At 44.1% G+C, this 13,651-nt stretch carries 10 protein-coding genes; 3 read left to right on the top strand and 7 right to left on the bottom strand.

Going from position 1 to position 13,651, the window contains the following annotated elements; genetic code table 11:
• Position 1 precedes the first annotated feature (1 nt).
• Positions 2–877 (top strand): phosphorothioated DNA-binding restriction endonuclease, encoded by an 876-nt coding sequence (locus WFN87_RS11605; protein WP_336982928.1) that lies wholly within the window; start codon positions 2–4, stop codon positions 875–877.
• Positions 878–1,520: 643 nt separating this feature from the next.
• Here WFN87_RS11605 and WFN87_RS11600 read toward each other — a convergent pair.
• The 5 genes from WFN87_RS11600 to WFN87_RS11580 are packed head-to-tail and all read right to left on the bottom strand — an operon-like array spanning position 1,521 to position 10,092.
• Complete coding sequence (locus WFN87_RS11600; RefSeq protein WP_336982929.1) at positions 1,521–2,597, bottom strand: Shedu anti-phage system protein SduA domain-containing protein; 1,077 nt, start codon at positions 2,595–2,597, stop codon at positions 1,521–1,523.
• Between the two features lie 38 nt (positions 2,598–2,635).
• Complete coding sequence (locus WFN87_RS11595; RefSeq protein WP_336982930.1) at positions 2,636–5,767, bottom strand: type I restriction endonuclease subunit R; 3,132 nt, start codon at positions 5,765–5,767, stop codon at positions 2,636–2,638.
• Positions 5,768–7,006 carry an FRG domain-containing protein gene (locus WFN87_RS11590; RefSeq protein WP_336982931.1) on the bottom strand — a complete coding sequence of 413 codons (1,239 nt, stop codon included), beginning with the start codon at positions 7,004–7,006 and terminating at the stop codon, positions 5,768–5,770.
• Position 7,007: 1 nt separating this feature from the next.
• Positions 7,008–8,396: a restriction endonuclease subunit S gene (locus WFN87_RS11585; RefSeq protein ID WP_336982932.1), complete on the bottom strand. Its 1,389-nt coding sequence runs from the start codon at positions 8,394–8,396 to the stop codon at positions 7,008–7,010.
• Complete coding sequence (locus WFN87_RS11580; RefSeq protein WP_336982982.1) at positions 8,386–10,092, bottom strand: class I SAM-dependent DNA methyltransferase; 1,707 nt, start codon at positions 10,090–10,092, stop codon at positions 8,386–8,388. Before WFN87_RS11580 ends, WFN87_RS11585 begins: the two co-directional genes overlap by 11 nt.
• Before the next feature lie 215 nt (positions 10,093–10,307).
• On the opposite strand from WFN87_RS11580, the gene WFN87_RS11575 reads away from it, so the two are divergent.
• Positions 10,308–11,285, top strand: coding sequence for a toll/interleukin-1 receptor domain-containing protein (locus WFN87_RS11575; protein WP_336982933.1), 978 nt, complete (start codon positions 10,308–10,310; stop codon positions 11,283–11,285).
• Between the two features lie 76 nt (positions 11,286–11,361).
• Positions 11,362–11,670, top strand: coding sequence for a hypothetical protein (locus tag WFN87_RS11570; protein ID WP_200538761.1), 309 nt, complete (start codon positions 11,362–11,364; stop codon positions 11,668–11,670).
• Positions 11,671–12,001: 331 nt separating this feature from the next.
• On the opposite strand, the gene WFN87_RS11565 is transcribed toward WFN87_RS11570, so the two are convergent.
• Both WFN87_RS11565 and WFN87_RS11560 read right to left on the bottom strand, forming a co-directional pair.
• Positions 12,002–12,658, bottom strand: a complete 657-nt coding sequence (locus WFN87_RS11565) for an inovirus Gp2 family protein (RefSeq protein ID WP_336982934.1) — start codon at positions 12,656–12,658, stop codon at positions 12,002–12,004.
• A gap of 389 nt (positions 12,659–13,047) precedes the next feature.
• Positions 13,048–13,644 (bottom strand): hypothetical protein, encoded by a 597-nt coding sequence (locus WFN87_RS11560; RefSeq protein WP_336982935.1) that lies wholly within the window; start codon positions 13,642–13,644, stop codon positions 13,048–13,050.
• Positions 13,645–13,651 lie beyond the last annotated feature (7 nt).

Here is a 13,651-nt window from a genome sequence, read left to right as displayed (position 1 = left end):
AATGACCTCTGACAAAACCCTAAAGCAAGCAATATCAAATATTACTATTTGGCGCAAAGGCGAACAGCGTGCGCCACATAAGCCATTATTGCTACTGCACGTCCTCTCACACTATCGGCAGGGTCATGATCGCCTGTTTAACTATGGTTCTGAAATCTACGAACCCCTGCTGGATCTCCTGAAACGTTATGGACCGCAGCGCCGTGACCAGCGCCCGGATATGCCGTTCTGGCGTCTGAAGGGCGATGGGTTCTGGGAACTACAAAACGCGGAACTGTGCTCAACCAATGGTAGCCGCCAGCCGCCCCGACGTGAACTCATCGAATATAATGTCGCGGGTGGATTTGATGCCGATAATTTTGGGTTGGTGGCAAAAAATCACAGGTTAATTGATACGCTGGCGCAGCAGCTCCTGGAGGCGCATTTCCCGGCCAGTATTCAGGAAGACATCGCTGACGAGATGGGTTTTGATATTCGCACCTCTCTTCGACAACGCGATCCGAAGTTCCGCCAGATGGTGCTACGTGCTTACAATTATCAGTGCGCTATCTGCGGCTTTAACATGCGCCACGACAATGCGCCGATTGCTCTGGAAGCTGCCCATATCAGATGGAAGCAGCATCATGGCCCCTGTGAAGTATCTAATGGCCTGGCATTGTGCGCAATCCACCATAAAGCGTTTGATCGTGGTTCGATTGGTTTGGATGAAAATATGCGTGTGATGGTTTCCGGCGCGGTAAATGGTGGCGGGGTGGTGCAGCGGCTGTTCTGGGATTTTGCGGGAAAGGCGATTGCGTTGCCACCGATTAAAGAAAATTATCCCGGCGAGCGGTTTGTGGAATGGCATAGGGAAGAGGTGTTTAGAAGCGGAAGCTAATAAGACGCCCTCGAAAAAACTGAAGTTTATTGTTGTGATTTTAGGAAGTATCCTTGAATTCAATGAATAATAGTGAAATTTTCTGTGTGATAATTATAAATGTAGATAAAGAAGATTTGAATTGCGAAATGATACTTATTGATAAATCCAAAAGAAGATGTTTTAAGGTTTGATCTTGATGGAATTATTAGTTTGTTAAAAGATAAAGAGTCATAAAAGAGTTTGTCTATGGGCAACAAGGTGGGCCTGATATAGCAGAAGTAATCAAATATGTGAAGCGAGCAGTTTAAAAATACCTACTTTTTTATTTTCTGTAATAATTCAAACTGAATGGGAGGATTCCGTGTTTTAGGTAGGTGTATGGGAGTTCATGGATTATAGATGATGCAAACAAGCAGGAAAGCATTAACTATTTTCAAATGCGAAAATTTATTGACTATCAACCCAATGGGTTGAAATGTATAGCTATTCGGCTGAATATGCCAGAAGAGGATGTATAAGATAAGACTTTTTAAATAACGCACTCAAAATGTTTGGATTCTGTAAAATGAATGTTGTGGTTTTTTCTAAAACTTGATAAAAGAGGTGGGGGGCTCTCTTTTATCAAGTTTTATTTTTTAAGCTAAATATTTAAAGCATTATCTTAAAGTTTATTTATTAAACTATCCCAGCTTTCTAATCTGATCGGTGGACTGGATGTAATTTCAACATTATGTCGTTGTTTACTTTCTTCAAGATCATTATTAGAACGACCAGCAATAACAACACTTCTGATATTTATATCTTTATCAGGGTCAACGCTTAAATTTCCTCTTGGTCCAAGTAATGCGTTTGAGAAGCCAGAACCAGTTTCGACCTGTTCTCTTATCTCATGAAAGTAGTTTCTATATTTTTCATAATCTCCTCTATATATCACACTAATTCGCTCTCTAACCTGTTGTATCGCCTCATTTGTTTTTTGTGACAGATTACCGTATCCAGATTGGTTCATAAGATTAAAATTAGCACCTTTGATTTCTATGAGAGTAACATCCATTCGTGATCGACCGGAAAAGATGACATAATCAACGAAACCATTAGCAATTTTTAATTCTGATAAAATAATATACTCTTCTTTGGGATTAGCATAAAAACTAGCGAAAAACGATAAATCTTTTTTTATAAAATCAGCTATTTCACGTTCGGTTGGGTTTGTTTCAATAAAATCAGAAATTTCTTTTTTTGATATGGAATGCTCTTTTATTTGTAATCTCTTAGTGATGGTATTGCTGTCTTCAACATAAGTCTTTTTGGTGTAAGGATAAAGTTGTTGATGAAGATATTCTATCTTTTGAAAGAGCCTTTTGTTTTTTAATGTACTGTCTAATAATTCTTCGAGAGAACAATCAAGCATTAACTGCATTTTTTTGAGTGTCGTTTTTTCCCAGTGAGGATAATTATTATGGTTAAATGTTACAATATCAAAAGTGCCGTAGCCAGAAAATCCTTCTTCATAATGTTCAATAATTACAGTATCATTGTAAATAAAGCCATCATTAATTAGTTGCTCGCGGATATATTCTACAGAATTTGTCACACTAGTTGGTCCGCTTTTATCACCTAGATCTGTTAATAGTGAAAATTGAGTATTCCCATGCAAGAATATCCTTACTCTACATAAGGCCTCTTCATGTGAATAATTATTAGGTTTAAATTGAAAAATAAAATCACTTACTTTCATTATATTCCCTTATGCTATTAATTTATATGTAAATTGCTTCACATAGTCCAATGATTCGAAATAACTTCCGCTTGTTTTAAAATTAACTCCACCGCACCCGCTGTTTTATCCGGCGGATATTTATACCGACGCAGAGTCTGTCGAACCAGGATACGCAACCTTGCACGAACGCTTTCCCGTACCTGCCAGTCTACGGTTGTAGATTGCCGCAGCTTCAGCGTCACTTCTATCGCCAGTTTCTTAAGTACCTCATCCCCTAACTCTCGGACGGCGCTTTCGTTTTCTGCCAGTGCGTCGTAGAAGGCGATCTCGTCAGGATTCAGACCAAGCGCATCATCACGCGCCATTGCGGACTGAAAATCCTTCGCCATCTGGATCAGCTCTTCAATCACCTGCGCCGTCTCAATAGCCCGGTTGTTGTATTTAATCAGCACGGTCTGAAGACGTTCAGAATACTTCTTCTCCTGCACTACGTTATTTTTCGTGCGGGACTGGATACCATCATTAATCAGTTTTTCCAGCAGCTCTACCGCCAGGTTGCGATAAGGCATATCGTGGACTTCCTGCAAAAACTCATCAGAAAGTAAGCCAATATTGGGCTTATCCAGCCCGGCCAGTGTGAAAATATCATCCACGCCATTAGCAATTACGGCATTATCCAGAATCTGTTTCAGCGCGGAGTTTTTCTCGGCCTGACTTATTTTTTTGTCCACACTGGTAAATTTGCTGATAGCGGCCTTCACTGCAGACAAGAAAGCAATCTCCAGTTTATAAGGCTGTGCCGCATCCAGCGTACAGCAAAGCGACCAGGCTTTAGTAATTGCCAATACGTTATCAAGAAAGCGTTTCTTACCGTCTTCAAGGCCGAGCACGTAGTTTGCAACAGGCACCAACAGCTTTTGTGCGTGAGCTTCAAAGCCGGTGTAGTCAAAACCCGCTGACGTTGCTGTTTTGGCAAACATACCGTGAATGATGTCCAGCTTTTCCAGCATGATTGCCAGCGCTTCTTCGGCATTAATGGTCGCATCGCCTTTACCGTTTGCATCGGTATAGGTTTTCAGCGCCAGTTTCAGTTCATTGGCGATTCCGATGTAATCCACCACCAGCCCGCCGGGTTTATCTTTGAATACCCGGTTGACGCGGGCAATAGCTTGCATCAGGTTATGTCCGCGCATTGGCTTGTCAATATACATAGTGTGACAGCAGGGGGCGTCGAAGCCGGTCAGCCACATATCGCGCACAATCACCAGCTTCAGCGGATCGTTCACATTCTTGAAGCGTGACTCTAGTCGTTTTTTAGTTCGCTTGTTGTAGATATGCGGTTGCAGCATTGCCTTATCGGACGCTGTACCGGTCATCACGATTTTGATTTGTCCTTTTTCAGGATCGTCATCGTGCCACTCCGGGCGTAGCGCAATAATTTCATCGTAAAGATGGACGCAGATTTCACGGCTCATGGCGACAATCATCGCCTTGCCGTCCATTACGGTATTGCGCTTCTCAAAGTGAGAAATCAGATCGGCGGCAACCTGTTGGAGACGAGGTTTAGCACCAACCAGTTTCTCCAGACGGCTCCATTCACCTTTGGTTTTTTCACGCAGGTCCAGCTCATCATCTTCAATCAGTTCATCAACCTGATCGGAGAGCGCCGCCAGTTCTTCATGATTAAGATCGAGTTTCGCCAACCGGGATTCGTAGTGAATAGGCACCGTTGCGCCATCGTCCACCGCATCCTGAATATCGTAAATCGAGACGTAATCGCCAAATACAGCGCGGGTATCGCGATCCTCTGCCGAAACCGGCGTTCCAGTGAATCCCAGAAACGAGGCGTTAGGCAGCGCGTCACGCATATGTTTAGCGTAACCGTATTTATAGACGCCAGTTTCCCGGTCCAGGTTGGCTTTCATGCCGTACTGGCTGCGGTGCGCTTCATCGGAAATAACAACGATGTTGCTGCGCCCATTGAGAACCGGATGGGCGTTTTCCCCTTCCTCCGGGGAGAACTTCTGCACAGTGGTAAAGATAATGCCGCCAGCATCGCGGGTTGCAAGCAGTTCACGCAGTGCTTCGCGGTCATCCGCCTGCACTGGCGTCTGTTTGAGCAGTTCCTGCGCCTGACAGAAGGTGCCGTAAAGCTGGCCGTCCAGATCGTTACGATCGGTCACGACCACAATCGTCGGGTTGCCCATCTCCGGCTGTTGCAACAATTTACCGACGTAGCAACACATGGAGATACTTTTACCGGAACCCTGCGTATGCCAGACCACACCGGCTTTCTTACTGCCTGGCTGAATGTTGCTGTGCAGGAGCAGTTGCTTACCGGTAGCAGCGACGATCGTCGCCTGCACGGCCTCACGCACCGCGTGGAACTGGTGATAACCAGCTATTTTTTTAATCAGCTTTTCATCGTTGTTTTCGAACAGAACGAAGTAACGGATATAGTCGAGCAGCTGTTCCCGGTTAAAGAACCCCCGTACCATAGTTTCCAGTTGCCATTCCAGCAGGGGCTTATCATTTTCATTGCTGATGGTCTTCCACGGCATAAAACGTTCTTCCGTGGCCGTCAGAGAACCCACACGCGCCAGATAGCCATCGCTGACAATCAGCGCTTCATTGCTGATAAACAGATCGCGGATTTCGTCTTTATAGGTCTGTAACTGGTGGTACGCATCCCAGATATCTACTTTGTCGTCGATGGGGCTTTTCAGTTCCACAACCGCCAGCGGCAGTCCGTTAATAAAACAGATGATATCCGGGCGTCTCGGTTGTTTCGTTCCGCTGATAGTCATTTGATTGACCACCATAAAACGGTTGTTTTGCGGCTGGTTAAAATCTACCAACAGAGCGTGGTCGTGGATAAGTTCTTCGTCGCGACGGTACTGTACCGGAACACCTTCTAGCAGCCAGTGATGGAAGGCTTTGTTACTGGCAATCAGATCCGGGCTTTCAGCACGAGTAATACGGGATATAACCTGTTCGAAGACGTCTGCAGGTAGATGCGGGTTTATTTTTTGCAGGCAGGAGGTTAACACGGGCGTCAGGAACACTTCATGATAGCTGGCGCGTTGCGGGTTACTGCCATCAGGGGCAATATCCGGCCCGTGATGAATTTCCCAGCCTTGTTCGGCAAACCAGCCCAGACATAATGTTTCAAGCGTAGACTCGTTCATTTATGCCTCCTTGTCATCACTATCTTCAATAGAAAGTATATGTTTAATAACATACTCACGTGCAGACTCTGGATAACCTGCTTTCCTCAATATGATTCTTGTTTTTGCAAGCATACTTTCTTTCAATGAGTCACGTTCTTGCCAGTCTATTAATTTACCTTTTGCAAGAGTGTTAGCTATTTCATTAGCCATGAAATGCAATTTTTCAATATCCATTCCTCTGGCTTCGTCTGGTGTTAATAATAGATCTATTATCGAGTTGGAAGCATTTATTTTTGGAATGGTACTTTCAAATGTGAGGTGCGGAGCTTCCTGCTGGAACTCTGTGGTATCAGGGGTAATCGTTTTAATTACTTTGCTTTTCTCAATTTCAGAAATAAACACGTTGCAATAGTCTGCAGCACCAATTAAATCTGGGAAAAGGCTGGCATGGTGTACGTTCATACGACGAAGATATTTTAAGCACTCACCTTGGTTTTCATTTTTGATATAAATTTTGCAGATGTATTTTGCTAAAATATAAGCTTCTTCATCCTCTGAAGCATTAGAGAAATCTTCGCCATGAACTTCTTCGTTGCTCAATATTTCGGCCAGCTTATTTTCAATTGTTGCGTCATGCGGTGAGTAAGTAAATAACCCGGCTTGACTTACTAATCGACCGTGATCATCTTTTTTGGGCTCAAATAACCTTATGTCTTGACATATTTCATTATCAGCAATGAATGTTTTATTTAATATATAAATAGAACGATAAGGATTATCTTCCTCTTGTATCTGGTCCTCTTTGCAAAAGGAAAAAAATAAAGCAACGTATGGAGAGTAAGTCCAATCTAATAAAGGTGTCATTAAACCATGGTGCTGACCTATGGACCATAGTTCATCATCTTCGGGACCATCATTTAATAAACTATGGTCTTTTATCCTTCCTCTAATTGCTTTTCTAAAAAGAGCTAGCTGACGCTCTGCAAGATCTTTGGTTACTATATCATTAGATGTAACCCTGCCAAGAGTAGGTGTCATACTCCAGTCAAAACGGCGGTGTCCCCGAAAAACTAATTGTATATCTGGCTGATTAAAAAAATTACTTTCTAATACGTTAGTAAATTCATGCCAGTCCTCAATCTTGGTTACTGGTATTCTACCACTGAATTCATCAGCGGTAATAATAAAACTCCTTTCAGGAGCGGAGCTATCCCATTCAGGTATTTTATCCCAATAATTATCTGAAATTCTGCTCATTTTATTCTTCCTCAGTCTTTCTACAAGGTAAGATAGCAGCATTTGTTATATCAATTCCACCAGACATAAATTGAGGAAGAAGAGTATCTCGGAGTTGGGCTAATGTTTTATTTTCTGTGATATTATTTTCAATGTATGGGTAATATTGGCTAACAACATTAGTGAAAGCGTCAGAAATTTCTTTTTCAGGGCAAATACATTGCCACCGCATAATCGCTGTTTTATCACCTCGAGGCATTTTTACGCCTTTAGAAGTGAGCATCATATAATCAAAAAATGAATCCTGATAAAGAAGATTGTAAATATACTCCACACTTACGGCACCTCTTGGCTCAAAGGCTAATACATCCGCCGAACGACCACCATTAAATCTAGATAGCCAGATCTTTTTAAAATAGGGGCGAATATTTGAAATAAGAACATGCCCACATCTAAAACTTGGAACGCTATTTGCTGATGGTAATGAAGAAGCTGAAGAAATGCCCATTCGGTTTTCCAGCATATTTTCAGTAGATATATATGTTTCAGGTGTTAGAGATGAAACATCGATCTTCCCGTTGGCAAATATTGCAATATCACTTAACATCCCAAGACGCCAACCCTTTGGAATCTCGCCAAGCGTACTTTTTTGCATAGCCGATGGAAACAGCTCAGCTGTAGCTTTTAACTCGGTATACTGCTCAAGGTGTTCACGCTCAAAAATCACCAGCGCATCAGCATCTTTCCCAGAAATAACCCTCATGGCAGAAAGAGTTGCGTCCTCCTGCGAGCCACCAGCTTCCAGTACGGAAATTTTAGCTCTTACCGGTTCAAAGTCGACAAACCAGCTCTTAAACAGAGCTTGTGCCATTTGTTCTAAGGTTTGACTGATTTGGTTATTATTTTTTATTTTTCGATCTAATGACTGTAAACATTCAGCGGCCCATTTCTGATAGTCTAATGACGGAATGTCTAAAACTATTTTTCTCAGCTCACTTTGTTTAATTCCTTTGACAGTAGTTCCTGTTGATCTTGCATTAAGCTGATTCTGTATAGTTGAACTTTGTAACAAATAAACAAGGTAGTCATTATGCAAAAGCCCACTTTTTCCTCTTAATGTAACTATTCTTTGAGCTAATGCTATTTTCGTATCCCACAGCTGGGCAACTTCACCTAAAGGAGCTTCTGTTGTTAACACAACATCACCTACTTCAGGTAACCCTCTGACCATCCAGTTATCATAATCATCAGAAGGGATGAACTCTGTGGGAGGAAGAATTGTCCCATTTTTAACGATCTTCGCCGTAATTAAAGGTATACCCGATGAAGATTTCTGAGGTGTCTTTCCTCTATAATCTATGATTGCATCCATTGAATCTTCAATCGTTATTTTCTGAGGTTCAAATTTCATATCCCAGCCCTTCCAGATTTACCTTAATCTTTTTCTCTAGGTCAGCACTCTCTGCTAGTTGTCCTTTAAGTTGCATAGTCAGCCGTGCCATTTTCTCCGAAAATAGTTCGTTATCTTCATCCTGTTCAATCGTACCGACATAGCGGCCAGGGGTTAGGATAAAATCATTTTCCTTTATATCGTCCAGCGTGGCCGCAAAGCAAAAGCCTGCTTTGTCTTCATAATCTTTATCCGTCTGCCAGGCATGGAAAGTATTGGCAATCTTTTTGATATCATCCGGCGAAAAATCACGCAATACGCGGTCTTTCATAAAGCCAATCTGGCGAGCATCAATAAACAAAACTTCACCCTTACGGTGCGCTTTGCCGTTTGCACCTGATTTATCTTTGGTCAGCAGCCATATACAGGCCGGGATTTGGGTGTTAGTAAAAAGTTGTCCTGGCAGTGCTACCATGCATTCAACCAGATCCGCTTGAATAATCGCCCGGCGAATTTCGCCTTCGCTGTTGGCATTGGAGCTCATCGAACCGTTCGCCAGCAGCAGCGCCATTGAACCTTTCGGTGCCAGATGGTGGATCATATGCTGCATCCAGGCAAAGTTGGCGTTGCTCTGTGGCGGAGTGCCGTACTGCCAGCGGACGTCATCTTCCAGCTTCGCATTCCACCACTCTTTCATATTGAACGGTGGATTAGCCATAACAAAATCGGCACGCAGATCCGGGTGCTGGTCGTTCAGGAACGTATCGGCGTTTTGTTTACCGAAGTTAAAATCGATGCCGCGAATCACCATGTTCATCGCAGCTAGACGCCAAGTGGTAGGGTTGGACTCCTGCCCGTAAACGGAGATATTGCGTTTCTGCTCAGCCGCGTTGTAATGCTTTTCATCAGCATGCGCTTCAATAAAGCGATCGCTGGAAACGAAGAACCCACCGGAACCCATCGCCGGGTCATAAACACGTCCATTATAGGGCTGGAGCATTTCAACAATCAGCGTAACGATGCTTTTCGGCGTGTAATACTGACCGCCTTGTTTACCTTCTGCCAGCGCAAACTGACCGAGAAAATACTCGTAGACATGGCCGAGGATGTCTTTGCTCTTCAAATTGAGCTTCAAGCCGTTGTATTCAGGTTCGCTGAAGCTGGTATCTGAAAAAACGTTGATCAGGCTGATCAACAGATCGTTACCTAGTTGAAAGTGCCCTATACGGTTGAGGATATTCTTCAACTTCGGGTTGCTGTTCTCAATTGTATCTAGCGCAATATCAATAAGCTTCGATACCGACGTCATCACGATATTTTTACCACTATCGTCTTTCCCTAGAATCGTTCCTATAGGCAGAGCTGCTGTGGCTTTGAGCGTTTCCCAACGAGCCAGCTTTGGCACCCAAAAGACGTTTTTCTCGGTGTAATAATCCTGAACTTCCAGCTCTTCTGCGATCGCCTGCTGGTACGCCTCTTCCGTGTCGTAATCGTCACGAGAAATCGCATAAATGTTGTCCGGGTTGACGTTATCTTCAAACAGTCCTTTCAGTTCCTTCTGACGGGCGTCAAAAGCATCTGAAACATACTTTAGAAAGATTAGACCCAGTACCACATGTTTGTAGTTTGCCGCATCCATATTGGCGCGTAGCTTGTCTGCGGCTTTCCAGAACTTAGTATCCAGATTGTTCAGAAATTGCTGTTCAGCGTTGTCCATTAAAACCTCAAAAAAATCATCTTTGCCTGGTTCGGTATCCAGGTTGGGTAAAATCGGGGTAATTGCCAAGGATCATACCCTGACGTCAGAGTGATACCAAGATGAAGGGCTGATTTTCGCATCAATACCTTGCAGCAAGGGGGGATTACTCTTTTACACTTATAGGTGCAAAATAACGGTGTTTTTCATTTCCATACCGGAGCATCTTACGCGCTATGACCACTCTCGTTTTTTCCTATTCTCATGCAGATGAAGCACTACTCAATGAACTTCAGAAGCACCTGTCCCCTCTGAAGCGGATGGGTAAAATTACCACATGGCACGATCGCCGTATCGTTCCTGGCCAAGAGTTTGAGCGCCAGATTGATCTGTACTTTTCCCAAGCAGATATCATCTTGCTACTGATCAGTAGTGATTTCATCAATTCTGATTACTGCTATCAGGTTGAGATGGCTAATGCGCTTGAGCGGCACAACCGGGGTGAAGCGGTGGTCATTCCGGTAATCTTAAGAGATTGTGCCTGGCATCAGTTGCCGTTCGGCAGCATTATGGCGGCGACAATCGATGGTAAGCCGATTACCCGATTTCCCAGCCACGATGAAGGCTATGTTCAGGTCGTCGATGCTGTCTCCCGAGCCATTGCCAATTTGGAAGCGAAAAAGCCGCAGCAGAGTGTGCACGCTGCAGCTCCGGTGAATCCGATGCATCAGGCAGCAGATGCCGTTTTTACGCCGCGTTCCAGCAATCTTTCTCTACCCAAAAGCTTTACCGACCTGGATAAAGATCGCGCCCGCCACGAGGGTTTTGAGTATGTCGCTCGTTATTTTGAAAACTCGCTGGATGAACTTAAAAATCGTCATGCTGGGTTAGACGTTGATTTCCAGCGAATTGATGCGAATTCATTCACTTGCTCAGTGTATATCAATGGTAGCAAGGTTGGTCAATGTGGCATCTGGCGTGGCAATCAACATCATGGTATGGGGGATATCTGTTATAACCAGGATAACGTTGTTCGAAACAGCATTAACGAAAGCCTGAGCCTTGCTGATAATGGTCAATCTCTCGGTTTCCGTGCTCTGATGGGAGGATTTAGCAGTAGTACCTCACGAGAAGAGTTGCTGACAAACGAAGGGATGTCAGAACATCTCTGGGGAATGTTCTTCGGGGTAATCAAACAGCGTATGTCTCGATGATTAATTGCCCCAGAATCGTTTACTTAGCCCAATTTGAACGAAGCCGGTACTGACAAATTACGATAAGGATATAGAAATGGTACAACTTAACCTTGCCAAGGTGCTGTTACTTGGAGATGAAAGCAATGGATATATCCGTTACGAAATATTTTCAAAAGAAGGAGAGCGACCAGACTATCCAGAAAAAATTGTGGTTTATCGTGAGAAGGTGTTGGAGACGAACGGCGATAAGTATTGGGCCAAAACGGATGAAATTATCAGTCTGGACCATCTCGGATTCCAGGAAGGTGGATTTCAAATGGCAATTACTTACCAGATGCGTTCTGCGCGGCATATGTTTTCAGCGATAGATGAATGCAAAAAACATTATAGTAAGTCCCGCTGACCAGAGGATTATAGAACAGACTAATCCAGCATAGTTGATCTCCGTTCTACTTCAGTGCTGTAGCTCTGGCGTGGTAGGCTGGGCTGCGGCTGACCTTTAATAATTAGTGCCAGATTGCGTATAGTGTCGATTGTCTCTGTTAACCCGTATGGTTATAGCCTCGGAACATAATCGGACTCCTGTTGGCGGGCGTAAGCCGTCCCTGAAGGGCAGGCAGACGCCATGCTGTTGTATAGATTAAAAGGATTGAGAAGGGTATCGCGGTGCGGTTGTCACACTATGAAGTTGTTGCGTAAAGAAATCGCCATCAGCAAAAACGGTGTATGGAATCTCAGCCCTGACTACAGCCGAATGAGCGTTCAGCACTGCTGTAGCGTTTAGTTCGATGCTTTGCCATGTAGCTCAGACGGAAAGTCAGTGCATTTAGTTTGTCCATAAACTCCGGTTTATTGAGCTCCAGGAAAGCTAGAGGGTTATCAACAAAGTGCACCAGCGTCAGATACTCAGGCCAGTCACGCTTCTTCATTGCACTTAGCCATGCGTTCTGAACAAGAGAGGCCAGACCTTTCCCCTGTTCGTCGTAGCTTCCCAGAGCATTGAACGTGTCTGTGTTGACGAAGAGGGCCATGTGATAATGCTTCTTGCCACCCAGTTCTGGTTGCTCCAGCACCCAGACGTAGCGAACTGAAGAGCGATGGCAGCGTTTACCTTCCCTGGCTTTTCTTTGTCGGTAGGCGACTATCTGAGCTTTTAGTGAGTCGATAAAGCGGGATATTAGCCCCGGGCTTAAGTCAGCATCACTGACAATGCTGTCACCCACATCTCCGGCTTCAGGTAAGTGTAAATCCACCCTGATAACCGTGGTTTGTGGATGGTCCTGCAGTGCGTTACAAAGTACCCCTTCGATACGCTGTAGATATTTATCGTTGAAAGGTTCCTGGCGTTGGTCCAGTACCATTGGGTGGATGATGTCATCGAACAAAAACATAATGGATTCCTCCACCTGTCGGGAAACAGCAGGCATAGAGCTGCCTTCTTGGAACACAGACAGGTATAGTGATTGGGAAATTCAGCAATTAACGCTGATGGGGATACTGGGCAGGTGTTGTTTGTGATTTAGCATGCAACTCACGTTGTTACAGCCTTATGCCCTGCAGAGGTTTGCTTAAGTGTTTGTATTATAAAATTACTGACAGGCTATTAGGTCCTTACCCTACAGGTGAATATTACCTATCCGACATTAGTTCCGCTTAGCGGAACCTTTTGGGGCAAGGCTTAACTTATTGTTTCAACGACAATAATTACTCCGAAGTTAGCAGTTCCATAAAATATGTATTTGCCCCGGAATGGTTATGTATCCGTCGCATCTCGAGCGGCTCAAATCAGTGGATCGAGTACTGTACGATAGGCAAAACAGATGTACTCATCCATCTTGCTGGTAAGTATGTGGTTCTCAGCCTGACGGTCATTAACCCAGTTATCTATCTCCTCGCTTGATTTAAACTTTAGATTCTCAATCCAGTCAGCAAGACAATTCCCCAGCATCAAATCGTACCAGCACAGCCAGACAAGCTTTAGACGGAGCTCGGTCCCTCTAAACTGCTGAAACAGGCTGGTGAGCTTATTTGCCAGTGAACGATGTTTTAAACGGACGCATTCGGAAAGCAGAACACCTTCAAGCATGGGATGGTGGGCCAACAAGTGCTCCTGCGTTAATAAGCTTACGTTCAGGTCATCATCTATCGATAATGATGCTGCCGCTGCCTTTCCGTAAATAAGCCGGTGTAGCCAGTGGGGCACAATAGCAATAACAGCTTCTTTCCCAGGGAATTTAAGACAGCCAACCGTCAGGCTATGATAGTGATATATATTTTGATGGCACATTCCCTGCCTGACTGTCAGCTTCGTAAAGTCTGTCAACCAGGTCTGGTAGCATTTATGAAGCTCTTCGTATCGGGGTTTATATTCTTTCATGGTTTAA

It is taken from the genome of Cedecea sp. AS113, from assembly GCF_037152415.1.
GTDB lineage: Bacteria > Pseudomonadota > Gammaproteobacteria > Enterobacterales > Enterobacteriaceae > Cedecea.
The sequence above is the reverse complement of the archived record's forward strand: the minus strand, read 5'-3'. Positions and strand labels throughout refer to the sequence as shown.